Source organism: Actinoplanes sp. NPDC021490, from assembly GCF_055562135.1.
The window spans coordinates 1-24,841 of the sequence record NZ_JBVHFW010000016.1 but is presented as its reverse complement, the minus strand read 5'-3'; the positions used below and the strand labels follow the sequence as shown (position 1 = coordinate 24,841).

The 24,841-nt window shown below is 70.5% G+C and carries 23 protein-coding genes; 11 read left to right on the top strand and 12 right to left on the bottom strand.

Translation table 11 applies throughout. From position 1 onward, the window contains the following. Positions 1 to 9 precede the first annotated feature (9 nt). Positions 10 to 369 carry an EVE domain-containing protein gene (locus ACZ3I4_RS33965; protein WP_465386165.1) on the top strand — a complete coding sequence of 120 codons (360 nt, stop codon included), beginning with the start codon at positions 10 to 12 and terminating at the stop codon, positions 367 to 369. Further along, positions 366 to 1,163, top strand: a complete 798-nt coding sequence (locus ACZ3I4_RS33960; RefSeq protein WP_465386164.1) for a PfkB family carbohydrate kinase — start codon at positions 366 to 368, stop codon at positions 1,161 to 1,163. The genes ACZ3I4_RS33965 and ACZ3I4_RS33960 overlap by 4 nt, the downstream gene beginning before the upstream one ends. Here the strand turns inward: ACZ3I4_RS33960 and htpG are convergent. After that, positions 1,160 to 2,989 carry a molecular chaperone HtpG gene (gene htpG / locus ACZ3I4_RS33955; RefSeq protein ID WP_465386163.1) on the bottom strand — a complete coding sequence of 610 codons (1,830 nt, stop codon included), beginning with the start codon at positions 2,987 to 2,989 and terminating at the stop codon, positions 1,160 to 1,162. The two genes, ACZ3I4_RS33960 and htpG, sit on opposite strands and share 4 nt — an antisense overlap. Positions 2,990 to 3,089: 100 nt before the next feature. Next, the gene (locus ACZ3I4_RS33950; RefSeq protein WP_465386162.1) at positions 3,090 to 4,373 is read right to left on the bottom strand and encodes a citrate synthase; all 1,284 of its coding nucleotides are present in this window, start codon (positions 4,371 to 4,373) and stop codon (positions 3,090 to 3,092) included. A gap of 163 nt (positions 4,374 to 4,536) precedes the next feature. Here ACZ3I4_RS33950 and ACZ3I4_RS33945 point away from each other — a divergent pair, with 163 nt between their 5' ends. Together ACZ3I4_RS33945 and ACZ3I4_RS33940 are read left to right on the top strand one after the other, a co-directional pair. Then, positions 4,537 to 5,394 carry a universal stress protein gene (locus tag ACZ3I4_RS33945; protein WP_465386161.1) on the top strand — a complete coding sequence of 286 codons (858 nt, stop codon included), beginning with the start codon at positions 4,537 to 4,539 and terminating at the stop codon, positions 5,392 to 5,394. A 161-nt stretch (positions 5,395 to 5,555) separates the two neighbouring features. Then, complete coding sequence (locus ACZ3I4_RS33940; RefSeq protein ID WP_465386160.1) at positions 5,556 to 6,596, top strand: EAL domain-containing protein; 1,041 nt, start codon at positions 5,556 to 5,558, stop codon at positions 6,594 to 6,596. Between the two features lie 38 nt (positions 6,597 to 6,634). On the opposite strand, the gene ACZ3I4_RS33935 is transcribed toward ACZ3I4_RS33940, so the two are convergent. Then, positions 6,635 to 7,192: a hypothetical protein gene (locus ACZ3I4_RS33935; protein WP_465386159.1), complete on the bottom strand. Its 558-nt coding sequence runs from the start codon at positions 7,190 to 7,192 to the stop codon at positions 6,635 to 6,637. A 292-nt stretch (positions 7,193 to 7,484) separates the two neighbouring features. Between ACZ3I4_RS33935 and ACZ3I4_RS33930 the strand changes: the two genes are divergently transcribed. The 5 genes from ACZ3I4_RS33930 (at position 7,485) to ACZ3I4_RS33910 (ending at position 12,009) form a co-directional block, all read left to right on the top strand. Continuing rightward, positions 7,485 to 8,258, top strand: a complete 774-nt coding sequence (locus tag ACZ3I4_RS33930) for an exodeoxyribonuclease III (RefSeq protein ID WP_465386158.1) — start codon at positions 7,485 to 7,487, stop codon at positions 8,256 to 8,258. Between the two features lie 93 nt (positions 8,259 to 8,351). Next, complete coding sequence (locus ACZ3I4_RS33925; RefSeq protein ID WP_465386157.1) at positions 8,352 to 10,052, top strand: PP2C family protein-serine/threonine phosphatase; 1,701 nt, start codon at positions 8,352 to 8,354, stop codon at positions 10,050 to 10,052. After that, a complete protein-coding gene (locus tag ACZ3I4_RS33920; RefSeq protein WP_465386156.1) occupies positions 10,049 to 11,092 on the top strand; it encodes a cobalamin B12-binding domain-containing protein in 1,044 nt (347 codons plus the stop codon). Before ACZ3I4_RS33925 ends, ACZ3I4_RS33920 begins: the two co-directional genes overlap by 4 nt. Before the next feature lie 219 nt (positions 11,093 to 11,311). After that, positions 11,312 to 11,536, top strand: coding sequence for a hypothetical protein (locus ACZ3I4_RS33915; protein ID WP_465386155.1), 225 nt, complete (start codon positions 11,312 to 11,314; stop codon positions 11,534 to 11,536). 86 nt (positions 11,537 to 11,622) lie between these two features. Then, complete coding sequence (locus ACZ3I4_RS33910; protein WP_465386154.1) at positions 11,623 to 12,009, top strand: winged helix-turn-helix transcriptional regulator; 387 nt, start codon at positions 11,623 to 11,625, stop codon at positions 12,007 to 12,009. A gap of 6 nt (positions 12,010 to 12,015) precedes the next feature. On the opposite strand, the gene ACZ3I4_RS33905 is transcribed toward ACZ3I4_RS33910, so the two are convergent. The 9 genes from ACZ3I4_RS33905 to gsmA form a co-directional block, all read right to left on the bottom strand. Beyond that, complete coding sequence (locus ACZ3I4_RS33905; protein ID WP_465386153.1) at positions 12,016 to 12,402, bottom strand: RidA family protein; 387 nt, start codon at positions 12,400 to 12,402, stop codon at positions 12,016 to 12,018. Positions 12,403 to 12,485: 83 nt separating this feature from the next. Next, positions 12,486 to 13,256 carry a laminin G domain-containing protein gene (locus tag ACZ3I4_RS33900; RefSeq protein WP_465386152.1) on the bottom strand — a complete coding sequence of 257 codons (771 nt, stop codon included), beginning with the start codon at positions 13,254 to 13,256 and terminating at the stop codon, positions 12,486 to 12,488. Between the two features lie 157 nt (positions 13,257 to 13,413). After that, positions 13,414 to 13,794 carry a DUF6401 family natural product biosynthesis protein gene (locus ACZ3I4_RS33895; RefSeq protein WP_465386151.1) on the bottom strand — a complete coding sequence of 127 codons (381 nt, stop codon included), beginning with the start codon at positions 13,792 to 13,794 and terminating at the stop codon, positions 13,414 to 13,416. A 75-nt stretch (positions 13,795 to 13,869) separates the two neighbouring features. Beyond that, positions 13,870 to 17,766 (bottom strand): ATP-dependent RNA helicase HrpA, encoded by a 3,897-nt coding sequence (hrpA, locus tag ACZ3I4_RS33890; protein WP_465386150.1) that lies wholly within the window; start codon positions 17,764 to 17,766, stop codon positions 13,870 to 13,872. A gap of 81 nt (positions 17,767 to 17,847) precedes the next feature. Continuing rightward, positions 17,848 to 18,246 carry a type II toxin-antitoxin system VapC family toxin gene (locus tag ACZ3I4_RS33885; RefSeq protein ID WP_465386149.1) on the bottom strand — a complete coding sequence of 133 codons (399 nt, stop codon included), beginning with the start codon at positions 18,244 to 18,246 and terminating at the stop codon, positions 17,848 to 17,850. Next, complete coding sequence (locus ACZ3I4_RS33880) at positions 18,231 to 18,488, bottom strand: type II toxin-antitoxin system Phd/YefM family antitoxin (RefSeq protein ID WP_465386148.1); 258 nt, start codon at positions 18,486 to 18,488, stop codon at positions 18,231 to 18,233. Before ACZ3I4_RS33880 ends, ACZ3I4_RS33885 begins: the two co-directional genes overlap by 16 nt. Positions 18,489 to 18,530: 42 nt before the next feature. Beyond that, positions 18,531 to 19,307, bottom strand: a complete 777-nt coding sequence (locus ACZ3I4_RS33875; RefSeq protein WP_465386147.1) for an aldo/keto reductase — start codon at positions 19,305 to 19,307, stop codon at positions 18,531 to 18,533. A 21-nt stretch (positions 19,308 to 19,328) separates the two neighbouring features. After that, complete coding sequence (locus tag ACZ3I4_RS33870; RefSeq protein WP_465386146.1) at positions 19,329 to 21,671, bottom strand: ATP-binding protein; 2,343 nt, start codon at positions 21,669 to 21,671, stop codon at positions 19,329 to 19,331. Positions 21,672 to 21,740: 69 nt separating this feature from the next. Beyond that, positions 21,741 to 22,886 carry a sporangiospore maturation cell wall hydrolase GsmA gene (gene gsmA, locus ACZ3I4_RS33865; protein ID WP_465386145.1) on the bottom strand — a complete coding sequence of 382 codons (1,146 nt, stop codon included), beginning with the start codon at positions 22,884 to 22,886 and terminating at the stop codon, positions 21,741 to 21,743. A 224-nt stretch (positions 22,887 to 23,110) separates the two neighbouring features. Between gsmA and ACZ3I4_RS33860 the strand changes: the two genes are divergently transcribed. Both ACZ3I4_RS33860 and ACZ3I4_RS33855 read left to right on the top strand, forming a co-directional pair. Beyond that, complete coding sequence (locus ACZ3I4_RS33860) at positions 23,111 to 24,097, top strand: phosphatase PAP2 family protein (protein WP_465386144.1); 987 nt, start codon at positions 23,111 to 23,113, stop codon at positions 24,095 to 24,097. Next, positions 24,094 to 24,657 carry a YflT domain-containing protein gene (locus ACZ3I4_RS33855; protein WP_465386143.1) on the top strand — a complete coding sequence of 188 codons (564 nt, stop codon included), beginning with the start codon at positions 24,094 to 24,096 and terminating at the stop codon, positions 24,655 to 24,657. The genes ACZ3I4_RS33860 and ACZ3I4_RS33855 overlap by 4 nt, the downstream gene beginning before the upstream one ends. Positions 24,658 to 24,841 lie beyond the last annotated feature (184 nt).

Sequence of the window (24,841 nt, the reverse complement as noted above, 5' to 3'; positions counted from 1 at the left end):
GGCTGACCGATGGCGTACTGGCTTCTTCAGCACAACCCGGCCCGGGGTGCGTGCGGCAGCGGCGACTGGACGGTCCGGCGCTATCGCGATCTGATCGCGGACGGCGACGACGTGGCCCTGTGGCACAGCGGTCCCGGCGGCGGCGTGGCGGCGGTCGGCACGGTCGTCGGCGGCCCGCGCGGCTCGGTGATCGAGGTGCGCTTCACCCGGGAGTTCGCGAGCCGGCCGATCACGCGCGAAACGCTCACGAACGATCAGCGGTTCCGCGACGCGCTCGTGGTGCGCATGCCCGGCGGCAGCAACCCGTTTCCGCTCACTTCCGCGCAATGGCAGGCCATCATCGAACGGGTCCCGACGGCCGCGCGATGATCCTCTGCGTCGGGCTGGCCACCGTCGACCTGGTCTATCGGGTCGATCGTGTGCCCGGCGTGGACGAGAAGGCGCAGGCCCTGTCGGTCGAGGTCGCCGCCGGTGGTCCCGCGGCCAACGCCGCGATCACGGCGGCCGCCCTGGGCGCAGCGGTCACTCTGGTCACCGCGGTCGGCGCGCATCCGCTGGGTGCCCTCATCCGCTCAGAACTTGAAGCCCATAACGTACGCCTCGTGGACGCGGCCCAAGATTCCGAGGGGTTGCCGCCGATCTCGACCGTGGTGGTCGCCGACCGCACCGGCGAGCGCACCATCGTCAGCCGCAACGCCGGTGACCTGGCCTACCGCGTACCGGAAAAGGGTCTGCCGGATGCGGAGCTCACGCTCGTGGACGGACATCACCCCGTGCTCGCGGTGGCCGCAGCCCGGCAGGCCGGCCGTCTCGTGGTCGACGCCGGCACGTGGCGGCCCGTCTTCGCCGACATCCTCCCGCACGCCGACGTGGTCGCCTGCTCGGCCGCATTCCGCCACCCGGCCGGCTTCACCGCCCCCGACGTGATCGTCACCCACGGCCCCGGCCCGGTGACGTGGTCGCGCGACGGCCGAACCGACGAGATCCCCGTCCCGCCCGTCGACGCGGTCGACACGGCAGGCGCCGGCGACGCCTTCCATGGCGCTCTCGCCCACGCTCTGCACGCCGGCACGCCCATGCGGGACGCGATCACCGAAGCGATCCGGGTGGCCGGGGTGCGCGTACGGCACCCCGGACCCCGGAAATGGCTGGGCTTTCTCTAGACCGTCCGGGCCAGCCGGTCGGCCAGCAGCTTGGCGAACCGCGCCGGATCCTCCAGGTCGCCGCCCTCGGCCAGCAGGGCCGTGCCGTAGAGCAGTTCGGCCGTCTCGGGCAGCGCCGGGTCGTCGGCCCGCTGCTCGTACGCCGTCCGCAGACCGCCGACCAGCGGGTGGTTCGGGTTGAGCTCGAGGATCCGCTTGACCCGCGGGCCCTCCTGCCCCATCGCGCGGTACATCTTCTCGAGCGCGGGCGTGATGTCGTCGCTGTCGCTGACCAGGCAGGCGGGCGAGCTGATCAGGCGGTGCGACAGGCGTACGTCCTTGATCTGCTCGGTCAGCTGCTCCTTGAGGAAGGTCAGCAGCGGCGCGAAGTCGCCCTCGGGCTCCGGCTCCTCCGAGTCCTTGGGCAGGTCGACCGACCCGCGCGCGATGGACTGCAGCTTCTTGCCGTCGTAGTCGGGGACGGCCTCGACCCAGATCTCGTCGACCGGGTCGGTGAGGATGAGAACCTCGTACCCCTGCTTCTGGAACGCCTCCATGTGCGGCGAGTTCTCGACCTGGGAACGGCTCTCGCCGGTCAGGTAGTAGATCTCCTCCTGGCCTTCCTTCATCCGCTCGAGGTAGGCGGCGAGGGTGGTCGGCTCGGTGCCGGCCGTGGACGCGAACGTGGCCACGTCGAGGATGGCCTTCTGGTTGTCGGAGTCGTTGAGCAGGCCCTCCTTGACCGCCCGGCCGAACTCGCGCCAGAACGTCGCGTACTTCTCCGGGTTGTTGTTCAGAAGGTCCTTGATCGTGGACAGCACCTTCTTGACCAGCCGGCGGCGGATCATCTGAATGTGGCGGTCCTGCTGCAGGATCTCGCGGGAGATGTTCAGCGACAGGTCGGCCGCGTCCACCACGCCCTTGACGAAGCGCAGGTAGTCGGGGATCAGCTCACGGCTGTCGTCCATGATGAAGACGCGCTTGACGTAGAGCTGAAGCCCGTGCCGGGAGTCGCGCTGGAACAGGTCGTGCGGGGCCCGCGACGGCAGGAAGAGCAGCGCCTCGTACTCGAAGGTGCCCTCGGCCTTCATGTTGATGATCTCGAGCGGCTCGGACCAGTCGTGGCTGATGTGCCGGTAGAACTCGTGGTATTCCTCGTCGGACACCTCGGACCGCGGCCGCGCCCACAGCGCCTTCATCGAGTTGAGCGTGTCGTCGCCCATCCTGATCGGGAACGCGATGAAGTCCGAGTACTTCTTGACGATCTCGCGGATCTTCCAGTCGTCGGTGTAGTCGTAGAGCGCGTCCTCCTCGTCCTTGGGACGCAGGTGCACGGTGACGCTCGTGCCGATCGGCGCGTCCGGGGCGTCGTCGATCGAGTACGTGCCCTCGCCGCTGGACTCCCAGCGAGTGCCGTGCCCCTCGGTGCCGGCCTTGCGCGTGACCAGCTCGACCTTCTCGGCCACCATGAACGTCGAATAGAAACCGACGCCGAACTGGCCGATCAGCTCCGGGCTCTCCTTGGCCTCACGCAGCTTGACCAGCAGCTCGGCCGTGCCGGACTTGGCGATCGTGCCGATCAGCTCGACGACCTCTTCGCGGGTCATGCCGATGCCGTTGTCGCGCACCGTCAGCGTGCGCGCCTCTTTGTCGACGGCGAGCTCGATGTGCAGGTCGGAGGCGTCGGCCTCGAGACCGTCCTGCAGGGTGGCCAGGCGCAGCTTGTCCAGCGCGTCCGAGGCGTTCGAGATCAGCTCGCGCAGGAAGATGTCCTTGTTCGAATAGATCGAGTGGACCATCAGCTGCAGCAGCTGCCGGGCTTCGGCCTGGAACTCCAACGTCTCCATTGTTTCCTTACTCCCTAAGGCCTGTTCGCGGACCGCTCCGATCGTATGACGAACGCCCCGCCCGGCATTTGCCGGACGGGGCGTTTTTGACCGTCAGTGCTCAGCGCTTGTCGATAGCGACGAACTCGCGCTCCGGGGCGCCCGTGTAGAGCTGCCGCGGCCGGCCGATCTTGTTGGCCGGGTCGTTCATCATCTCGGTCCACTGCGCGATCCAGCCCGGCAGGCGGCCGATCGCGAACAGAACCGTGAACATCTTGGTCGGGAAACCCATCGCCTTGTAGATGAGGCCCGTGTAGAAGTCGACGTTCGGGTACAGCTTGCGCGACACGAAGTAGTCGTCGCTGAGCGCGATCTCCTCGAGCTGGAAGGCGAGCTCGAGCAGCGGGTCGGGCTTGTCGAGGGTCGCGAACATCTCCTGCGCGGCCTTCTTGACGATGGCGGCCCGCGGGTCGTAGTTCTTGTAGACCCGGTGGCCGAAGCCCATGAGCTTGACGCCCTTTTCCTTGTTCTTCACTCGCGTGACGAACGAGGTGACGTCTCCGCCGTCCTTGCGGATCTGCTCGAGCATCTCGAGCACCGCCGCGTTGGCCCCGCCGTGCAGCGGGCCGGACAGCGCGTTGATGCCGGCCGACACCGAGGCGAACAGGTTGGCCTGCGCCGAGCCGACCAGCCGCACCGACGACGTGGAGCAGTTCTGCTCGTGGTCGGCGTGCAGGATGAACAGCATGTCCAGGATCTTGGCGATCTTGGGGTCGACGTTGTACTGCACGGTCGGCAGGCCGAACGTCATCCGCAGGAAGTTGTCGACGTAGTCCAGGCTGTTGTCCGGGTAGGGCAGCGGGTGCCCGATGGACCTCTTGTAGGCGTACGCGGCGATGGTCGGAAGCTTCGCCATCAGCCGGATGCCGGAAATCTCCACCTGCTCGGGGTCGAGCGGGTCGAGCGCGTCCTGGTAGAAGGTCGACAGCGCGGTCGTGGCCGAGGACAGCACGGCCATCGGGTGGGCGTCGCGCGGGAACCCGGAGAAGAAGGCGCGCATCTCCTCCTGCAGGAGCGTGTGCACCCGGATCTTGTCGGCGAAGTCCTTGAGCTGCTGCGGCGTCGGCAGCGCGTCGTGCATCAGAAGGTACGAGACCTCGAGGAACGACGACCGCTCGGCCAGCTGCTCGATCGGGTATCCGCGGTAGCGGAGGATGCCGGCGTCACCGTCGATGTAGGTGATCGTCGACGTGGTCGAGGCGGTGTTGACGAAGCCCTGGTCCAGGGTGACGAAGCCGGTCTCCTTGAGGAGGGCACTGACGTCGATGCCGCCCGGGCCCTCGACCGCTTCGCGCACCGGCATCGACAGCTGGCCGCCGGGGTGGTCGAGCTTGACATCCGTCATGTATTTCCCTCACTTCACCGGCAGATGTCCCACAAATTTTGTAGTTCACCGTAAACCCTCAACCTGAATGGGTCATCAGGCGGCTCCCTGCTGAGGGATTGATCACGAAGAGTGGCGTACTTGTATAGATAATGGTTGTAGTCGAACGCGGAGGTGCAAACCGATGCCGAGCCCGAGTCCGTCTCCAGTTGTCGTAGGTGTGACCGGCACGTCGGCCGGGCTCGCGGCGGTGCGGCTCGCCGCCCGCGAAGCCGTCTCGCGCGGCCGGGAGCTCCGGATCGTGCACGCTTTCACCTGGTCACACCCCCGCCTCGATCAGAATTACGACCGGGCCCGGCGCACCGCCTCGCAGATCGTCGACGCGGCGGTGGCCACTGCCCAGCGTTCCACACCCGGGGTGCGGGTGACGGGACAACTCGTCGACGGATTGCCCGACCGGGTGCTGCTGGGCCTGGGCCGCACGGCCGAGATGCTCGTGCTCGGCGACGACGACCTGGCCACCACCCCGTGGCTGCCGACCGGCTCGGTGCTGGTGCAGACGGTGGCCCGGGCCTGGTGCCCCGTGCTGGTCGCCCGCGGCCCGCGGCCCCAGGCCGGCCCGATCCTGGCCGCGGTCGACGGCTCGGAAACCTCCCTGCTGGGCCTGCGCCTGGCCACCGCCGAGGGCGCCCGCCGCAACGTGCCGGTGCTGGTGGCCCACGTGGTCGAACAGGCCGGCGCCGAGGACGAGGGCCGCGAGATCCTGGCCCGCGCCGTCGAGGCCGTCCCCGAACTGACCGACTACACGACCCGGCTCCTCACCGGCGCGGCCGGCCCGACCCTGGTGCGCGCCTCGGGCCGGGCCCGGGTGACGGTGCTGGGCCCGCGCGGCACCCACCACGCGGGCCTGCTGGGCTCGGTGGCCCGCACAGTGCTGCGGCGGGCCGCCAGCCCGACGCTGTTCGCCCACGGCGCCCACGTCCCCCAGCAACGCCCGGCCGCCGAGCCGGCCCAGCACCCCGGCAACGTGCTGGCCCGCTAGCCCTTACTGGTCGTATTACAGTCCCCACCCTCCTCGGGGGACGACCCTGGACCATCCTGTCAAGTTCAGCCTCGCGGCGTCGGCAGGGCTGTGGACAACCCGGGATTGTGGATAAGTTCTGCCGCTCAGTTGCGGTGTGTTAATACCGAACTGATCAATTGATGACCGATAAGTGGCGATTGACCGCGGGCCTGGCGATCGCCGCGCTGCCGCTGGTGCAGGTCGCGCTGGGCTCGCGCCGAACCCGGGGCGCGACGGCGACGCCGGACGGGGACGAGTCGGCGCGCGAACGGAACGATCCGGCGCGCAAGCGGCACGAGCTGACGCGCGGGCGGGACGATCCGGCGCACGAGCAGATGCAGCCGGCAAGCAAGCCGGACGAGCCGGCGCGCAGACGGGAAGAGCCGGCGCGTGAACGGGAAGAGCTGGCGCACGCGCTGCGCCAGGCGCTCGAGGGCAACCGGCTCAGCGTGGCCTATCAGCCGATCGTCGAGCTGGCGACCGGCGTGCCGGTGGGCGCGGAGGCGCTGGTGCGCTGGCTGCATCCGGAGCTTGGCCCGGTTCCTCCGGCCACGTTCATTCCGATCGCCGAGGAGTCGGGGCTGATCGGGGCGATCGGCGACCGGGTGCGTCAGGAGGCGCTGCGCCGGCTCGGGTCGTGGCGCGCCGACGGCACGGTCGGCGACACCTTCTTCCTCTCCGTCAACCTGTCGGGTCACCAGCTCACCGACCCGCGCCTGCCGACGATGGTCTCTTCCGAGATGCTCCGGTACGGGGTTCCGGCGCGCTGCCTGTCCCTCGAGACGACCGGGCCCGTTCCGGCGGGCGGGCCCCGGCGCGTGCTGCTCGAACTGTGCGAGCTGGGCTGCCGGGTTCTCCTCGACGACTTCGGCGCCGGTTCGGCCCTGGGCCAGCTGCGGCGCCTGCCGGTGACCGGCATCAAGGTCGACCGCTCGTTCGTGGCCGGGGCGGGTCTGAGCGACGAGGACGACCGGATCGTCCGGGCCGTGGCCGAGATGGGCCGGACGCTCGGGCTCACCGTGATCGCCGAGGGCGTCGAGACCCGCCGGCAGCGCGACGCCCTCGCCGCCGCGGGCGTCACCCATGCCCAGGGCTGGTTCTGGGGGCCGGCCGTGTCACCCGCCGAGTTCGCCCGGCACTGGCACGCGGGGATCGCCTCGACCCTGAAGCGGGTTTCCTGACCGGAGCCGACCTGGGCCGGCCCCTGTCACGAAACGGGTCAGCTCGCCGGGACCGGGGGCTTCGGGAACTCGTACATCCAGAAGGACTGTGAGTCGATCCGAGTCGAGACGGCGTGGCCCGCGATGCGGTTGAGCACCTTGCCGATCATCTCGGGCAGCTGGTGCGCTTCCTCGTTGTACGTGCACACGTCGATGAAGACCAGGCCGTCGGCCGCCTCGATCGGCTTGTACATCTCGCGCAGCAGCTTGATGAACACGCCCCGGCCGCGGCTGCCGGGACGGACACCGACGAAATGCACGAAATACAGGCGGTTCATGGCGTACAGCTCGGGCCAGTGGTACCGGAAGTAGTCGGGCGAGATCAGCGGGGCGGCGTGCAGGTCGTTGGTCATCACGGCGAGCCCGGTTACGCCCTCCTCGTCCTGTACGACGTACTTGTCGTTTCGCTTGTCCGCCATGAGTTCGTCGAACTCGTGGCGGTAGAGCATGTGCCGGGTGACCGCCAGAACCCGCAGCTCGTCGAAGGTGTCGCGGTAGAACTCCCAGGCCGGGTCGAGAAGGCAGTCGGCCAGTGCCGGCGTCACGTCCACTCGCATGCTGACAAACCTGCCACCACGACTGGCATCGTGTTCGCGACTCGGGCATTATTCGCTGACCGGGTTCCGCCGTAACGCGGATCACATTCGGCTTATGTTAGGTGTGCGGTGGAAGGAGTGAGCATGGCGACGCTGGTCGGCTCCGACGGGGCTGTTGTCTGGCTGGTCGCGGTGCTTCTCGTCCTCATGGCCGGCCTGGGCCTGGCTCTGCTCGCCGCCACCCGCGCGACTCGCCGGTTCTGAGTAACAGGCCGGAGAAGCGCACGACCGCCCGATGTAGCAGGCTGGACGGATGCGCTTCGCCACCTGGAACGTCAACTCGGTCAAGGCACGCCTGCCGCGCCTGCTGGAGTGGCTCGGCACCACCAAGCCCGACGTGCTGTGCCTGCAGGAAACCAAGGTCGCCGAGGACGGCTTCCCCACGGCCGAGGTCGCCGAGCTGGGGTACGACGTCGCCGCGTACGGGCAAGGCCGCTGGAACGGGGTCGCCCTGCTCTCGCGGGTGGGGCTCGACGGCGTACGGAAGGGATTCGAGGGCGAACCGGGGTTTCCCGATCCGGAAGCACGGGCGATCAGTGCCGTGGCCGGCGGAATCCGCTTCTACTCGATCTACGTGCCGAACGGCCGCACCCCGGACGATCCGCACTACACATACAAGCTGTCGTGGCTGTCCGCCCTGCGTACGGCTCTGGCCGCCGAGGTCGACGCGGGTCCCCTCGTGGTGGCGGGCGATTTCAACGTGGCCCCCACCGACGACGACGTCTGGGACCCGAAGGTGTTCACCGGCTCTACCCACGTCACGCCGCCCGAGCGGGAGGCCCTGGCCGCCATCCGCGCGACGGGGCTCCGCGACATCGTCGGCCGGCCCATGAAGGGTGACCATCCGTTCACCTATTGGGATTACCGGGCCGGAATGTTCCACAAGAACCTCGGTATGCGGATCGACCTGGTCTACGCGACGGGCTCGGTGGCCGACCGGGTGACAGATGCGGTGGTGGACCGCGAGGCGCGCAAGGGAAAGGGACCCAGCGATCACGCTCCGATCGTTGTCGATCTGGCCGACTGACGGTCATGATCAACACCTGGGACGGGCCACCGGGCCGATAAGCACGTAGTCTGTGCCTGTAGATCGTGCCGGGCGGGACAGACAGGAGGACCCATGACAGCGCAATCGTCGGCGGCAGCCGGCGAAAAGCTGACCGAGGGGCCCGCGCCTGCCTTGCTCCGCGCCGCGCTCGACGCGGCCAGCGAGGCAGTGCTGTTGTGCAGCGCCGCCGACGACACCGTCCTGATGGTTAACTCCGCCGCCCAGTCCCTGGTGCCCGGCCTTTCCACCGGCTCGACCGCCCTCGACGGGCCGTTGCCCGGTCTGGCCGCCGCGCTGACCTCGGGCGACGACTCCTTCACCGACCTCTACGCCGGACGCCATCTGCAGGGTGAGCGGCGCTCGCTGGGCGCCGACCACTACGGGTGGTACCTGCGCGATCGCACCGAGGAAGTGGCCCGCGCCGACGCGCTGCGGGCCGAGCGCGCCCGCACGGCGTTCCTGGCCGAGGCCGGTCGGCGCCTGTCGTCGTCGCTGCACCTGGGCCGATGCCAGCGGATCACCGCCGAGCTGGCGGTGGGCCACCTGGCCGACGTCGCCGTGGTGATGCTGCCGGTCAGCCGCCGGCAGAGCCAGTTCGTGCGGCTGGTCCGCGGGGGCATGCCCGAGGAGGGCATGATTCGTGAGCCGATGCTGGGCCAGGTGCCGGGGCTGGTCGAGGCGCTCGGCGGCTTCCCGCCCATCCCGAGCCGGTGGATCGACGCGTCCCAGGTGCCCGAGTGGCTTCTGCCCGCCGGGGTCGGCCCGGTCGGGGCGCTGCTGGTCACTCCCCTGCCCGGCAACGCCGAGCCGGCCGGGGCGCTGATCCTGGCCCGCCGGGGCGCCGACGCCGAGTTCGGGCCCGACGACGAGATCCTCGCCCGCATCTTCGCGGCCCGCGCCGGCGCCGCCCTGTCGTCGGCCGCGCTCTATCGCGACCAGGTCGACACCACGGCGGTGCTGCAGGCCGACCTGCTGCCGCCCGAGCTGATCCAGCCCGACGGCATCGAGCTGGCCGGCTCCTATCAGGCGGCCCGCGAGGCGATGCGGATCGGCGGCGACTTCTACGACGTGTTCGGCCCGACCGACACCAGCCCCGACACGGTGATCGCGCTCGGCGACGTCTGCGGCAAGGGCCCCGAGGCCGCGGTGCTCACCGGCAAGGTGCGCCAGACGCTGCGCGCGCTGCGGCTGGTCGAGCAGGCGCCCGACAAGATGCTGCGCGTGCTCAACCAGGCGCTGCTCGACTCCGGCCGCCAGCACCGGTTCGTCACCATGGTGGTCGGTTCGGTCAGCCGCATCGACCACGGCCGGGTCAAGCTCACGCTGGCCACCGGCGGTCACCCGCCGCCGCTCGTGCTGCGCGCCGACGGCCGGGTGGAAGAGGTCCCGATCAGCGGCACCCTGATCGGCGCGGTTCCGCGTACGGTGGTCAGCCCGGCCGACGTCGAACTGGCGCCGGGTGAGTTGTGCCTGCTCTACAGCGACGGCCTGACCGAGGCCCGGGGCGGCCCGGCCGGCGACGAGCAGTTCGGCGAGGCCCGGCTGCGCGACGCGCTGGCCGAGTGCCGCGGCCTGCCCGGGGTGGCCACCGTCGAACGCGTACGTCAGGTGGTCAGCGACTGGGTGCACGGCGGCACCCGCGACGACATCGCGATGCTGGCCGTCCGCGCTCCCGACCGCACCCAGCTCAGCCTGCGCAACGGCTCCCGTAACCAGTCGCCGTTCGCGATCGACGCCCGGCGCACCGAACGGCGCGCACGGGTCCGTTCGTGACCGTCCCGAGCGCCACGCCGAGGCGCTCGTACGACATGGCCGGCCTCATCGACGACTATCTGTCGCTGGTCGGCGAGGGCGACGAGTACGGCGCCGTCGAGTTGGTCACCGAGCTGTTCGACGAGGGCCTGCCGCCGCAACGCATCATGATCGACCTGATCGGCGGCGCCCAGATCCGGGTCGGCGAGCTGTGGGCGTCCAACGAGTGGACGGTGGCACGCGAGCACGCGGCCACCGCGATCAGCGAGCGGGCCCTGGCCGCCCTGGCCGCCCGCACCAATGTGCGCCCGACCCGCGGCCGGGTGACGATCGCCTGCGTCGACGGCGAGTGGCACGCGCTGCCGACCCGCCTGCTGGCCGAGATGCTGCGCCTGGACGGCTGGCGCGTCGACTTCCTGGGCGCCAACGTGCCCGGCCCACATCTGATCACCCACCTGCACCAGACCGGCCCCGACGTGGTCGCGCTGAGCTGCATGATCGCCACCCGACTCCCGCGGGCGCACGCCGCCATCACGGCCTGCAAGGCGGCCGGCGTCCCGGTCATCGCGGGCGGCCGGGGTTTCGGGCCCGGCGGGCGGTACGCGCAGCACCTGGGCGCGGACGCGTGGGCGGCCGGGGCCGAGGAGGCGGTGCAGCGCCTGGCCCGCAACTGGCCCCCGCACAACCAGGACCCGCAGCTCTCGGCCTTCCTGGGCGACGAGGAATACACGTACGTGGTCCGGCACCGCCCCGAGTTGATCGACACGGCGATGTGGCGGCTCACCGGCACGTATCCCGCGATGCGCGAGTACAACCAGCGTCAGCTCGACTCGACCGCCGAGGACATGGCGCACATCGTCGACTTCCTGGCGGCCGCGCTCTATGTGAGCGAGTCCCAGATCTTCACCGACTTCGTGGCCTGGACCGACGGGGTGCTGCAGGCCCGCGGGGTGCCCGCGGTGGCCTTGCGCGTCGGCCTGGAGACCGTTCAGGCCCAGCTCCGCGACTACCCCACGGCCACCGCGTTCCTGAACGCGGGAATCCGGCTCGTAAATCGGTAGCGCGGCCCGGCCGGCGGCGATTAGCCTCGTCCGCATGATCTCCTGATGCTCCGGCCCACTCGGGCCGTCCACCGTGCTCGGTTCCGGGTGCTCCCGCGTGATTCGTCCGCCGTGGAGCCATCATCGTGCCGACACCCGGAGCACCCACGCGTTCACTTTTCCATCCTGGCTCCACCGTGCCCGGCCCCGCCTTCCGCGCGGGGCTTCGAGGAGGTCTGTATGCCTGGTCAGCGTTTCAAGGTTCAGCTCAACCCGGACGACATGCCGTCGCTGCCCGCCCTGGCCGGCGAGGCCGAGCCGTCCGGCCGCAAGCAGGCCGCCGGCGCCAAACATCACGGCGCCACCGACGGCCGGCAGGCCGCGCGCGAACGCTCCGAGCGCGCCCACGCGGGCCGCGCGGCCGGCGCGGGCGGCGGCCGTTCCTACGCCTTCCGCCGCAGCTAGGCCGCAACCGAAACGAGGACGCCCGGGGCAACCCGGGCGTCCTCTCCCGTCTACGGGCGATCGGGGCGGCCCATTAGGCTGTCCCGGTGGGGACCAGGCAGGAGATCGGCGCGCTGCCGCCCGAGGCTGACCTGGCCCGGGCCGACTCGCTGGCCCGGGAGATCTTCTCGGATGTCGCCGGCAAGTGGTCGTTGCTGATCATCGAGTTTCTGGGGCAGCGGACCATGCGTTTCAACGAACTGCGCCGCGAGGTGGGCGGGATCAGTCACAAGGTGCTGACCCAGAATTTGCGGACGCTGGAGCGCAACGGGCTGGTCGCGCGGATCGTGCATCCCACCGTGCCGCCCAGCGTCGACTATTCGCTGACCGAGGCCGGGCAAGCGCTGCGCAAGGTGGTCGACGGCATGTGCGACTGGACGCAGACCTACCTGGGACACATCGAGGCGTCCCGCACGAGCTTCGACGGCCAGTGACGGCGGTCAGTCGAGCACGGCCACGGCCTCGATCTCGACCAGGTGCTCGGGGACGTCCAGGGCCGCGATGCCGAACAGCGACGCGGGCGCGGCGATCGTGACGCCCAGCTTGGCCGAGGCCCGGGCGATGCCGTCCAGCAGGTCGGGCATGCGTTCGGGGGTCCAGTCGACGACGTGGGCGGTCAGCTTCACCACGTCGGCGAACGTGGCGCCCGCGGCGGCCAGGGCGGTGCCGACGTTGAGGTAGGCCTGCTCGACCTGGGTGGTGAAGTCGCCGCCGTCCCACGCCACCTGGCCGGCGACGTGGATCAGCCGGGAACCCGTGGCCACGGACACCTGGCGGTAGATCGGGATCTGCGGCAGGCCGGGCGGGTCGATAAGGGTGACAGTCATGCCGACGACCGTACGAGGGAAGCCCCTGGGCCCGGAAGAGCGCACTTTTCCGAGCTCAGGGCACCTCGAGGTAACCGCTGCGGTCAGCCCAGCTCGGCGTACACGTCGTCCAGCCGGCCGTGGTACATGTCGGTCTTGGTGTTGAAGTTGGGGCCGCCGATGCGCAGCGGCAGTGTGTTGCTGATCGACAGGTTGGCCGGGATGGTGGTCTGGCCGGCCGGCTTGTCGTCGACCGACACCGACAGGGTCGTGCCGCTGCGCTGGCAGAGCACCTTGTGCCACTGGCCGTCGGCCACGGTCGCCGACGAGCGGGCGATGTAGCGTGCCGACGAGCCGGCGCCGACCACCACGCACTGCGCCTTGCCGTTGGTCTTGCCGACCTGCATCTTCCACTGGCTCGACGTGTTGGCCACGCCCTTCTGCATGACGTTGGCCGACCCGACGATCTGGGTCTTGGTCAGCTGGATCCGGGCCGACCAGCGGAACAGCCGGGTGCCGGGGTTGAGGTTGGCCACGTTCGCCGTCTCGAACAGCGCGCGCGGGCAGGTGGCGGACGCGGACGCGCAGGCCGCCGGGAACGTCACGTAGCGCCCGCTCGGGGTGGCGGTGTCGTAGCGCAGGACACCCGAGTCGGCCGTACGGGCGGTGAGCGCGGGACCGCGGCCGGAGGTGTCGGAGACGCGTCCGTTGACCGCGCCGGCGTCGAACGACCAGCGTGCGACGAGCTGCGGGCCGGTCGGGGCAGCCGCGGCCACGGACGGGGTGGGCGCGGGCCCGGGGGTGGGTGCGGCCAGGGCGGGCGCCGCCGGAAGGGTGAGACCGGCGACGGCGGCCAGCGCGAGAGCGAGCTTCATTCTTCCACCTTGTCGCATAGACCCCATTTGTTGCAAAACACCCGTCTCGGCGTTTCGGGGGTTTCCTCCCTACCGAACGACCGAGCCCGGAGGATGGACACTCGCGCGGGGAAATGCGAAACGGCCCGCCGAGGCGGGCCGTTGTGCAAGGCGGAACTCAGAGGACGGCGTTCTCCTCGGCGATCGCGCACACCGCGACGAGACGCAGCAGGTGCCAGTCCGCCGCCTTCCACTCGGCGCAGGTCATCGGCGCGAAACCCGGCTCGGGCAGCGGGCGGCTCATCCGGCGGGCCCCGGCGACGATCGCGCGGGCGTAGCCGGCCAGACCCTCGGCGTCGGCGTCGCGGCCGGCCGACTCGAGGGCGTCCCGGACGGCGGCGGCGTGCTGGTCGACCAGGGCGAGCAGCCCCGGGTCGGCGAGCGCGGCGACGAGTCCGTCGACCCCGACCCGCGCCATCATTTCGTCGAGCAGGCCGGTCGCCGGAGAGGCCGGAACGAGCGCGGAAATCGGGGCGAAGGCCAGGAAGTCGTTGGTCATGGCGAGAACGCTAGGGCCTCCCGGACCCCCACGACAGGGGGGTAACCGAACGGCACCCGAGCGTCTACGAGCGTGCTACACAGGCAGCTGGTCCATCGCCTTGAAGATCCGTTTGTCCGATATCGGATAGGCGGTACCCAACGATTGGGCGAAGAAGTTGATCCGCAGCTCCTCGATCATCCACCGGATTTCCCGTAAACCCTCCTCCGGTGCTCCGAGGGTCAGCAGTTCCCGATATTCGGCCTCGATCTCGTGGATCTGGGCCATCAGCTGCCGGTCGCGGGCCAGGGTGCCGCCCAGCCGGTCCAGGCGATAGACGATGCCGCGCAGATAGCGGGGCAGGTGGTGCAGCTGGCGCCAGCCCGTCTCGGTCACGAAGCCGGCGTGCACCAGGCCCTTGAGCTGCTGCCGGATGTCGGCCAGGGCGGGCAGCATCGACGGGTCGCGCAGCGATTTGAGCCGCTGGTCGATGTCGTACGCGGTGGCCAGCACCTGACGGACCTGCGTGACGACGTTGGCCACGGCGTCGACCAGATCCTGCCGTACGGTGTCCCGCAGCGACGCGAACTCGATCGACGACCAGACCGGCCCGCCCGCGTCCGTGACCAGCTTGTCGACGGCCGCGCCGGCACAGTCGTCGAGAAGATCCGAGATCGACCGGTACGGGTTCCCGCGCGAGAGCTCGAGCTTGGCCCGGTTGTCGAGCCGGCCCTGCAGATAGCGCGCGGCCGGCGGCAGGGTCAGCAGAAGCAGCTTGCGCGTGCCCGCGATCATGGCCGTACGCTGCTCGGCCTCGGTCTCGAAGACCTTGATCGCGATGCTGTCGCCCTCGTCGACCAGCGCCGGGAAGACGTTGACCTCGTAGCCGCCGCGCATCTGCCGGACCCGGCGCGGCAGCTGCCCGAAGTCGTTGGTGGTGATGCCGCGCCGCTCGATGTCGCCGGCGGCCTTCGAGATGGTCTGCTGCACCTTGGGCGCGAGCGAGCGCCGCAGCACCTCGAGGTCGCGCCCCTCCCCCAAGACCTTGTCGTTCTCGTCGACGACGCGGAAGTTGACCCGCAGGTGCTCGGGAACCTGGTCGGGCCGCCACGCGTCGCGCGGCACGATCGTGCCGGTGAGCCGCCGCAGCTCGGCGCCGATCGCGTCGGGCAGCGGGCCGCGCCGGGCCGGCACCCGGTCGAGCACGGCCTCGGCCCAGTCCGGCACCGGCACGAAGTTGGTGCGCAGCGCCTTGGGCAGGGCCCGGATGAGCGCGATCACGACGTCCTTGCGAAAGCCGGGCACCGACCAGACGAAGTCCTCCGGATCGAGCTTGTTGAGGAGCGGCAGCGGCACGGTCACGGTGACACCGTCGGCCGTCGTGTTCGGCTCGAACTCGTACGAGAGGGGAAGCTTCACCCCACCGGCGAGCCAGGCGTCCGGATAGGCGTTGGGGTCGACCGCGTCGCGCCCGTTGTTGACCAGCAGCTCGCGGGTGAACGTGAGCAGCTCAGGATCGTCGCGCCGGGCCTTCTTCCACCACGAGTCGAAATGCCGTTGCGAGACCACGTCGGCCGGGATGCGGGCGTCGTACAGCGCGTACACCGTCTCGTCGTCGACCGCGATGTCGCGCCGGCGGGCCCGGTTCTCGATCTCCTCGATCTGGGCCAGCAGCTTGGTGTTGTCGGCGAAGAACTTGTGGTGGGTGTCCCAGTCGCCCTCGACCAGCGCGTGCCGGATGAACAGCTCACGCGAGACCACCGGGTCGACCTTGGAGTAGCCCACTTTGCGCCGGGGCACGATCGGCAGGCCGTAGAGGGTCACTTTCTCGTACGCCATCACGGCGCCCTGCTTCTTTTCCCAGTGCGGCTCCGAGTAGGAGCGTTTCACCAGGTGCGGGGCGAGTTTCTCGGCCCATTCGGGCTCGATGCGGGCGTTGACCCGCCCCCACAGGCGGCTGGTCTCGACGAGCTCGGCCGACATCACCCAGCGCGGCTGCTTCTTGAACAGCGCCGAGCCCGGGAAGATCGCGAACTTGGCCCCGCGGGCGCCCAGGTATTCGCGCTTGTCGGTCTCCTTGAGACCGATGTGGGAGAGCAGGCCGGACAGCAGGGCGGTGTGCACGTTCGGCCCGGCGGCGATCTCCTCGCGATCCTCGACGATCGAGAGGTTCAGGGTGCGCGAGACCTGGCGCAGCTGGGAGTAGATGTCCTGCCACTCGCGTACGCGCAGGTAGTTGAGGAATTCGTTGCGGCACAGGCGGCGGAACTGGTTGCCGCTCAGCTCCTGCTGCTTCTCGCGCAGGTAGCGCCACAGGTTGAGGTAGCTGAAGAAGTCCGACTCCTTGTCGGTGAACCGGGCGTGCTTCTCGTCGGCCTGCTGCTGTTTCTCGGTGGGGCGCTCGCGCGGATCCTGGATGGACAGCGCGGCCGCGATCACCATGACCTCGGCCACGCACTCCTGCCGGTCGGCCTCGATGACCATGCGGGCCAGCCGCGGGTCGACCGGCAGCTGCGCGAGCTGGCGGCCGAGCGGGGTGAGCTTGCGGTCGTCGAGGGCGCCCAGTTCCTCGAGCAGTTTCACGCCGTCGGTGATGTTGCGGCGGTCGGGCGGGTCGATGAACGGGAACCGGGCCAGGTCGCCCAGACCCAGGTTGGTCATCTGCAGGATGACGCTGGCCAGGTTGGTGCGCAGGATCTCGGGCTCGGTGAACTCCGGACGGCCCTCGAAGTCCTCCTCGGAGTACAGCCGGATGCAGATGCCGTCGGCGACCCGGCCGCAACGGCCCTTGCGCTGGTTGGCGCTGGCCTGCGAGACCGGTTCGATGGGCAGCCGCTGCACCTTGAGCCGGTGCGAGTATCGGCTGATGCGGGCGGTGCCGGGGTCGATGACGTAGCGGATGCCGGGGACGGTCAGCGAGGTCTCGGCGACGTTGGTGGCCAGCACGACCCGGCGCTGCGAATGCCGCTCGAACACCTTGTGCTGCTCGGCCGCGGACAGCCGGCCGTACAGGGGAACGATGTCGGTGTTGCGGAGGTTCCGCTTGCCCAGGGCGTCGGCGGTGTCGCGGATCTCGCGCTCGCCGGAGAGGAACACGAGGATGTCGCCGTCGCCCTCGCGGCCCAGCTCGTCGACCGCCTCGGCGATGCCGTCGACCTGGTCCATCGGTTCCTCGGTGGTCTCGTCGTCCTCTTTCGGCGTGACCAGGGGCCGGTAGCGGACCTCGACCGGGAACGTGCGGCCGGACACCTCGATGACCGGGGCCGGCTTGCCGTCGGCGTCGGCGAAGTGCTCGGCGAAGCGCTGCGTCTCGATCGTGGCCGACGTGATGATCAGCTTGAGGTCGGGACGTTGCGGCAGCAGCTCGCGCAGATAGCCGAGGATGAAGTCGATGTTGAGGCTGCGCTCGTGCGCCTCATCGATGATCAGCGTGTCGTACCGGAACAGGTTGCGATCGTTCTGGATCTCGGCCAGCAGGATGCCGTCCGTCATCACCTTGACCATGGTGTCGTCGCCGGCCTGGTCGGTGAAGCGCACCTTGTAACCGACCGTGGTGCCGAGCGGGCGCCCGACCTCCTCGGCGATGCGCTCGGCAACCGTGCGGGCGGCGATCCGCCGGGGCTGCGTGTGACCGATCTGCCCCCGTACGCCCCGGCCCAGCTCCATACAGATCTTGGGGATCTGGGTCGTCTTACCCGAGCCGGTCTCCCCCGCGACGACGACCACCTGGTGGTCGCGGATGGCCGCGGCGATGTCGTCCTTACGCTGACTGACCGGCAAGGACTCCGGATAGCTGATCGGGGGCACGCTCGCGATCCGCGCGGCGAGCCGCTGCGCCGCCCGGTCGATCTCGGCGGAGATCTCGCCCAGCGCGGCGGTCCGGGCAGTCTCGTCCTTGATGCGCCGGGTGCCCTCGAGCCGCCGCCCGAGGCGGTGACTGTCACGGGGAAGAAGTTCGGCCAGGCGGCTACGGAGTTCGGGTGTTGTCGACATCGCGCAGCAAGAATAGGCGGATCGGACGGCAAACGCCTGGTGATTAACGCCGCCCGCCGAGCGGGAATCAGGGGCGTCGCTTCAGGGTGTGATGGCCAGAACGCCGGGCAGGTCGGCAAAGCTCGCTTTGACGTCGCGGGTCACCACCGTACGACCGGTCTCCGCGGCGTGAGCCGCAATGATCAGGTCATGCGCGCCGCGAGGGGTGCCGGACCGGCGTACGTGAGCGATCAAGCGAGCATGATGCGTCGCCGTCGTGTCCGTGTAGGCGAGAACGTCGACCACCCCCACGATCGCGGCCAGCGCGCGACTCCGCGCGGCGGCCCGTTCCGCGGTGTCGGCCAGTTCGATCCCGACGCGATACTCCGCGATGGTGACCGCCGCGACCGCCAGCTCGTCGTGGTCGAGCGCGGACCGATCGATCGTGCCTCGCTCGTACGCGGTCAGGACGTTGGTGTCGAGAATCAGGCGTCGGCCCACGGGTCACTCCGCTCGGACTCCAGCAAAGCCTTGGCCGCGGCGAGGTCTTCGGCAAATCGGTCGTCCGGCGCCGGGATGCCCTCGAGAGCCGAACGCAGATCCGCGCCGGTGCGCCGGCGCGCCGGTCCGATCTCCGCGATCGGTTGATTGCCCCGGGTGATGGTCACGGTTTCGCCCTGCTCGATGGCGTCGAGCAGGTCCGAGAAGTTGCGTGAGGCCTCGGTGGCGGTCATGGTCCGCATGCCATCACCGTATCTGATAATCAGATTTTGTGGCCACCGCCTTTATCGGCCGAGCGCGTCGATCGTCTTCATTTCGTCGTCGGTGAGGACGAAGCCGTCGATGTCGGCGTTGCGGGCGATGCGCTCCGGGGTCGCGGACTTCGGGATGACGCCGATCTCGTGCTGGATGTGCCACCGCAGCACGACGCGGGCCGGGTCGACGCCGTGGGCCGCGGCGATGCCGGTCAGGGCCGGGTCGTGCAGGTTGGTGGTCTTGAACGGTGAGTAGCCCTCGAGCACCACGCCGCGCTCGCGGTGGGCGGCGACGATCGCGGGGTCGTAGAGGGACGGGCCGAAGCGGATCTGGTTGACCGCGGGGCGCACGCCGGTCTCGGCGGCCAGCTCGTCGAGCTCGTCGGGGCCGTAGTTGCTGACGCCGACCGCGCGGGTCAGGCCCTCGTCGCGGGCCCGGAGGAACTCGCGCCACAACGGGACCGAGCGGCCGCGCGACGGCGGCCAGTGGATGAGCCACAGGTCGATCGCGTCGAGGCCCAGGTCGCGCAGCGAGGCCTGGATCGTGGCGCGTTCCCGGCCGGCCCGGTCGGGCGGCAGCTTCGTGGTCACGAAGACCTCGTCGCGGGGCACGCCGGAGTCTTTCAGCGCGCGGCCGACCTCGGCCTCGTTGCCGTACATGGTCGCGGTGTCGAGGTGCCGGTAGCCGGCCTCGAGCGCGTCCCGGACCGCCTGGTAGGCGGTGTCGCCGCGCATCTGCCAGGTGCCGAAGCCGAGCAGCGGCATCTCGACGGAGGAGCCCGGAAGCGGCAGGGCGGGAATCGTCATGACTCCATCCTGCCACCGTGCTCACTCCGCCCCGGTCACCGTCGGGTGGTGGTCGGGCACCGGGGCGCGCAGCGGCGCCGAGGCCGGGTCGTGTGACGACGGCTCGGCCGCGGGCAGCGCGCTCAGGCCGGGCAGCCGCGAGTTCTCCATGGCCGCGCGTTCGGCCAGGGCCCGGTCCAGGGCCGCGCGGGCCGCGGCCTCATCGGTCTCTTTCATGTCTTCCTCCTGATCCGAGGGCAGCGGCAGCGTGAAGCTGAAGCACGTGCCGCCACCGGGGTTGTCGGCCACGGCGATCTCGCCGCCGTGTCGCTCCACGATGCGTTTGCAGATGGCCAGGCCCAGCCCGGTGCCGGCGTATCCGGCGTCAGCGTGGGCCCGGTGGAAGCTGTCGAAGATCTCGGGCTTGTCGGCGTCGGGGATGCCGATCCCCCGGTCGGCCACCGCGATCCGCGCCCAGTGCTCGTCGGCCGGGCCCCCGGTGACCTCGACGACCGGGGCCGTGCCGGGACGCACGTATTTGAGGGCGTTGCCGATCAGGTTGTCCAGGACGTGCCGCAGCATCGCCGGGTCCGCGTTCACAGCGGGCAGCGGCGCGAGGTGGATCCGCGGCCGGTCGTTTTCGCGCAGGTGCGCCGTACGGTCGTGGACCACGTCGCCCACCAGCGCGTCCAGGTCGACCCGGCGGATGCGCAGCGGGGCGTCCCGGGCGGTCGTATAGGCCAGCAGCGTGTCGATCAGGGCCGCCATCCGGTCGACGGCCAGGATGATCCGGTCGAGGCTGCCGCGCACCTGGTCCGGCGCCTCGTCGAGGTCCTCGGACGCCACCTCGCAGTGGCCGCGGATGACGCTCAGCGGGGCCTTCAGGTCGTGCGCGACCACGCCCGCGAACACGGCCAGGTCGTTCTCGTAGCGGCGCAGCTCGGTGATGTCGTGGAAGACGGCGACCGCGCCGTGCCGCCCGGCGCTCGTGTCCAGCGGCCGGCCGTCCACGCTGACCAGGATGCCCTCGGGTCGCAGGGTATTGCGGACGACCATCTCGACGGCGTCGCACGACTCGCCGCGCAGGGCCCGCATCAGCGGCATCTCGTCGACCGGGAACGGGGTGCGGCCGTCCGGCTGGAAGAGGCCGTAGTGCCGCTGCCAGGCCTCCGGGTCGTCCTCGTCCTCGGCCACGCCGAGCATGGCCCGCGCGGCCGGGTTGTGCAGCAGGAAGGCGCCGTTCTCGTCGACCACGCCGACCGCGTCGCTGATGCTCGCCATGATCGCGCCGAGGAGCCCGGCCTGGCGGCGGCTCTCCTCCTCGGCCGCACGCAGCTCGGCCGTGGCCGCCTGCACCCGCGACACGGCCCGGGCCCGGCCGGTGGCCAGCACATAGATCAGGCCGGCCAGCAGCAGTGACATGCCGGCCCCGGTGAGCAGCAGGGTCAGGGGCAGGGTGCTGGAGGCGCCGGGCAGGTTGGCGGCGTCGGCCCGGGTGACCAGCGTCCATCCACGGTCGGCCACCACCAGGTCGACGGTGCGGCGCAGGTCGGGTGAGCCGGGGACGGAGTATTGGGCGACCACCGGGCGGCCACCGTCGCGGCCGGTGGCCAGCAGTTCGCCGTCGAGCTGGCCCTGGCTGACGGTGGCCAGCACGCCGGAGAGGAAGTCCTGGCCGCGCAGGCCCAGGACGAGCCAGCCGCGAAACTCGGGACGGTTGGCCCGCGTCCAGATGGGGGCGGCGAACAGGAACGAGCGCTGCTGCTGGGCCGCCGGCAGGTTGCGGTCGCGCAGCAGTACGTACGTGTCGGAGACGCTGGGCTGCCCGACGCGGCGCGAGTCGTCGAGGGCCGCCGCCGCCTCGGGTGCGGCCGCGACGTCGAGCCCGGTCATCGAGCGTCCGGCCGCGTTGAGCGTACGGGAGAAGATCGTGAAGTAGTGCTCCTCGCCCGCCACGACGGGCCGCAGGGTCAGGCCCTCGGCGCCGCGGGACCGCCACAGCCTCTGCACCGCGGGGATCTGCGACTCGGTGGCCGGCACCACGTAGGCCAGCGAGGCCGCGCCGATCAGGTTGGCCGAGGCCAGCGGAGCGGTCGCCGAATCGAAGTCGTTCCAGGTCAGCGAGTCGTTGGTGCTGATTCCGGCGGCCGCGGTCTCGATCAGCGACCGGTAGCGCTCGGTCTCGGTGCGCACGGCGGCCTCGGCCACGGCGGTGCGCTGGTCCATCACCCGTTCGGCGTTCTCACGCTGGGTCGCCCGCAACCCGGCATAGACCGAGACCACGACGATCAGGGCGACGGCGAAGACGACCCCGGCGAACAAGAGACCGGTGAAGCGCCCGCGGCGTGCGTCCGCCGCGGTGGCCGAGTGCACAGGTCGCTTCACCAAAGCCAGCATAAAGTGCAAATCGCCCCCATCGGCCCGGTTCGGCCGATGGGGGCGAGAAGAACTCGCTTACTTCCAGGTGTCGTACTGGTACAGGTTCTGCTGCGCCATCAGGGTGGTGACCTTGGTGTAGTAGTTCGGGTCGGTCGCGTAGCCGGCCTTCCACACCTTCCAGATGAAGCTGTTGGCCTGCTTGGTGTAGTTGAAGGCGCCGGCGTAGCGGGGGTTCACCCGCAGGAAGCTGCCGTGGTCGCGGAACGAGTGGCCCATCGAGGCGTACGTGCGGAAGGTGGCCACGGTCGAGAAGCACTCGCCGGCCTTGGTGCACTCCTGGGTGCGGTAGTCGTGGCAGCCGTTGGCCAGCGTGCCGAACCGGCCGCTCTGGCACTTGATGCCGAAGTAGTTGCGGTCGACCGTCGACAGCCCGCTGCGGCCCCAGCCCGACTCGAGGATCGCCTGGGCGATGGTCACCGACGCGGGCACGCCGAACTCGCGCCAGCCCTGCTGGGCGCCGGGCACGGCGGCCTTGATGAACTGCTCCGGCGTCAGCGTGGCGCCCGGGGCCGCCGGCGTGCCGGCCGGGGTGTCCGGGCAGACGGCCAGCGCGGGCGTCACGACGTACGCGTGGGAGATGTAGGCGCCGTCGGAGAGACGGTTCCACTGGGTGGTGGAGCGGACCGTGCCGGCCACCATCGTGCCCCGCACGTAGCAGACCCCGCTGACCTTGGCCCCGGTGGTGACCACGCGCTTGACCGGCGAGCTGACCGACGGGCCGGTCCGGATGTTGACCTTGCCGTCGGCGCTCTTGACCGTGCCCGTCTTGTACTTGGACGACACCGGCTTGCCCGGCTTGGTCTTGACCGCCTCGGCCTGCGGCGACGTGGTCGCGCAGCGCGGCAGGCTTCCGCTCATGCTCACGTACGCGTGGGTGATGTAGCCACCGGTGCTGAGCTTGTCCCACTGAGTCGTGGTCCGCAGGGAACCCCGGACGTTCTGGCCGGTGACCGTGCAGACGGCGGTGACCCGCTGCTTGTTCCGCAGCGAACCCACCACCTTGGCGGCCAGCGACGGCGTGGACCGCACCTTGAGCGTGCTGCGGACTTCGACCGTGGCCGTGGCCCCGGCCGCGAAAGCCGCGGAGGGCGCGGACACGAGACCGGCGCCGACGGCGAACACCAGCAGGGGGCCGGCGAACCGGCGGGCGTACTGCCTCATCAGAAAACGTCTCCTTCGTAACGGCGGCGTCTGTTACGAAGGTCGGTGGGTGGCGTTGCGGGGCCGGAAAGCGTTCGGGTGCAGAACCGTTGCGACGGTGCGCGGACGGGACGCCCGTGTCGTGCGGGACACGATGAGGCTTATGATTTCTCGCGCTTAGAAAAGCGACCGGGTGGGCAAACCGCTTGCGCCTCGTCCAGCCCGCAGCAGAAGGACTCCCACCCATGACGGTCCTGGCGTCCCCCCAGCAGGCCAGCCCCGCGCGCCCCCGTGGCGCCCGCCACCTGCTGGCGCCGATCGCCCTCGCACTGCTCGCCACGGGCGCGGCAGTCGCGCTCTATGAGGTCTTCGTCCGCACCACGCTCGGCCAGCGGGTCGACACGATCGCGATGCGCGGCGCCGACGTCCACCATCCCCGGGTGGTCGAGGTGCTCGATCGCACGCTCAACGGCACGTCGCTGATCAGCCTGGTGCTCGTCTGCCTGTTCGCCGCCGTCTTCGGCGTGCTGCGGCGGCGGATCGACCTGGCGCTCGGCGCGGCCATGCTGGTGATCGGGGCCAACGTCACGACCCAGCTCATGAAGACCCACCTGGTCCGGCCCGACCTGGACGGCTTCTCGATGTCCAACTCGTTCCCGTCCGGCCACACCACGGCCGCGGCCTCGGTGGCGTTCGCGGTCGTCCTGGTGCTGCCCCAGGCCCTGCGCGGCATGGTGGCCCTCGTCGGGTTCGCCTACGTCACGGTGATCGCGGTGGCCACGGTGTGGGCCGAGTGGCACCGGCCGAGCGACACGATCGCCGCGCTCGCGGTCACGCTGGCCTGGGCCGCCCTGGCCGCTTTCCTCATCCGCGTACGCCGGTGGAACGCCCCCGGCGGCACCCAGCCGCCCAGCCGCCTGGTGACCGGCCCGCTGCTGGCGATCGGCGCCGTGGCCGGGGCGGCCGGGCTGCTCGGCCTGGCCGCGGTGACCATGTCCGAGCGCTCGATGCCCGACCTCGTCTCCGGCCGGTTCGCTTTCCTGACCGGCGCGGCCGCGATCACCGCCGCCGCGGCCGGGGTCTTCCTGATCTGGGTGCGGCTGGCCGCGGGTGACCGGCTGGTGCCCGAGGGTCCGGAGCCGGTCGAGCCGGTCGCCGGCCCGGCGGCCACGACGAAGAAGTCCGGCGTTCCGGCAGCTGCCGGTCGCCGCGTCAAGGGAGGCACGAAATGACCACACCCAACACTCCTTCCGACAACCCGGCGACCGCGGGCGGCATCCCGCCCGGCCCGGCCGGGACGCCCAGCCTGCCCGCGCAGACCCAGGCCGCGGGCGGCGCGCCGACCGTCGTGGTCGGCACCTACCCCGACTACGCGCAGGCGCAGAAGGCCGTCGACACGCTGTCGGACAACAAGTTCCCGGTCGAGCGGACCGCGATCATCGGCACCGACCTGCGCCTGGTCGAGAACGTGCTGGGCCGGCTGACCACGGGCCGGGCGGCCCTGGCCGGCGCGGCCAGCGGCGCCTGGTTCGGCCTCTTCGTGGGCCTGCTGTTCGGCCTGTTCAGCGACTCCGGCTGGTTCGCCGTGATCCTGGTCTGCCTGCTGATCGGCGCGGCCTGGGGTGCGGTCTTCGGCGCCATCGCGCACGCCGCCACGGGTGGCCGCCGCGACTTCGCCTCGCGGTCGTCGATCCAGGCCGGCCAGTACGCGGTGGTCACCGACGCCGAGGTCGCCGAGCAGGCCCGCCAGCTCCTGGTCCAGCTGAACTGGCAGGCCAGCGGCGCCCAGTGAGGCTCTTGCTCTCGGGCGTGACCACTCACGCACGTCGCCGTGGTGGGTTTCGCGCTCCGGACGCGCCAGCGGCCGGCGAATCCCACCGCGGCCCTCGGCGGGAGTGCCCTGTGTCAACCGGTTGATGGGGGTGAGGTGAGTAGGTTTTGCAGGGCGCGGTGTTCGGCCGGGTCGTAGGGGGTGT

Coding starts and splice junctions, on each gene's coding strand:
- ACZ3I4_RS33925 (WP_465386157.1), top strand. CDS start 8,352: ATGACAGCGCAATCGTCGGCGGCAGCCGGCGAAAAGCTGACCGAGGGG.
- hrpA (WP_465386150.1), bottom strand. CDS start 17,766: ATGTCGACAACACCCGAACTCCGTAGCCGCCTGGCCGAACTTCTTCCC.
- ACZ3I4_RS33960 (WP_465386164.1), top strand. CDS start 366: ATGATCCTCTGCGTCGGGCTGGCCACCGTCGACCTGGTCTATCGGGTC.
- htpG (WP_465386163.1), bottom strand. CDS start 2,989: ATGGAGACGTTGGAGTTCCAGGCCGAAGCCCGGCAGCTGCTGCAGCTG.
- ACZ3I4_RS33935 (WP_465386159.1), bottom strand. CDS start 7,192: ATGCGAGTGGACGTGACGCCGGCACTGGCCGACTGCCTTCTCGACCCG.
- ACZ3I4_RS33880 (WP_465386148.1), bottom strand. CDS start 18,488: ATGCGGACCATGACCGCCACCGAGGCCTCACGCAACTTCTCGGACCTG.
- ACZ3I4_RS33930 (WP_465386158.1), top strand. CDS start 7,485: ATGCGCTTCGCCACCTGGAACGTCAACTCGGTCAAGGCACGCCTGCCG.
- ACZ3I4_RS33895 (WP_465386151.1), bottom strand. CDS start 13,794: ATGACCAACGACTTCCTGGCCTTCGCCCCGATTTCCGCGCTCGTTCCG.
- ACZ3I4_RS33950 (WP_465386162.1), bottom strand. CDS start 4,373: ATGACGGATGTCAAGCTCGACCACCCCGGCGGCCAGCTGTCGATGCCG.
- ACZ3I4_RS33965 (WP_465386165.1), top strand. CDS start 10: ATGGCGTACTGGCTTCTTCAGCACAACCCGGCCCGGGGTGCGTGCGGC.
- ACZ3I4_RS33855 (WP_465386143.1), top strand. CDS start 24,094: ATGACCACACCCAACACTCCTTCCGACAACCCGGCGACCGCGGGCGGC.
- ACZ3I4_RS33875 (WP_465386147.1), bottom strand. CDS start 19,307: ATGACGATTCCCGCCCTGCCGCTTCCGGGCTCCTCCGTCGAGATGCCG.
- ACZ3I4_RS33900 (WP_465386152.1), bottom strand. CDS start 13,256: ATGAAGCTCGCTCTCGCGCTGGCCGCCGTCGCCGGTCTCACCCTTCCG.
- ACZ3I4_RS33915 (WP_465386155.1), top strand. CDS start 11,312: ATGCCTGGTCAGCGTTTCAAGGTTCAGCTCAACCCGGACGACATGCCG.
- ACZ3I4_RS33945 (WP_465386161.1), top strand. CDS start 4,537: ATGCCGAGCCCGAGTCCGTCTCCAGTTGTCGTAGGTGTGACCGGCACG.
- ACZ3I4_RS33940 (WP_465386160.1), top strand. CDS start 5,556: ATGACCGATAAGTGGCGATTGACCGCGGGCCTGGCGATCGCCGCGCTG.
- gsmA (WP_465386145.1), bottom strand. CDS start 22,886: ATGAGGCAGTACGCCCGCCGGTTCGCCGGCCCCCTGCTGGTGTTCGCC.
- ACZ3I4_RS33860 (WP_465386144.1), top strand. CDS start 23,111: ATGACGGTCCTGGCGTCCCCCCAGCAGGCCAGCCCCGCGCGCCCCCGT.
- ACZ3I4_RS33905 (WP_465386153.1), bottom strand. CDS start 12,402: ATGACTGTCACCCTTATCGACCCGCCCGGCCTGCCGCAGATCCCGATC.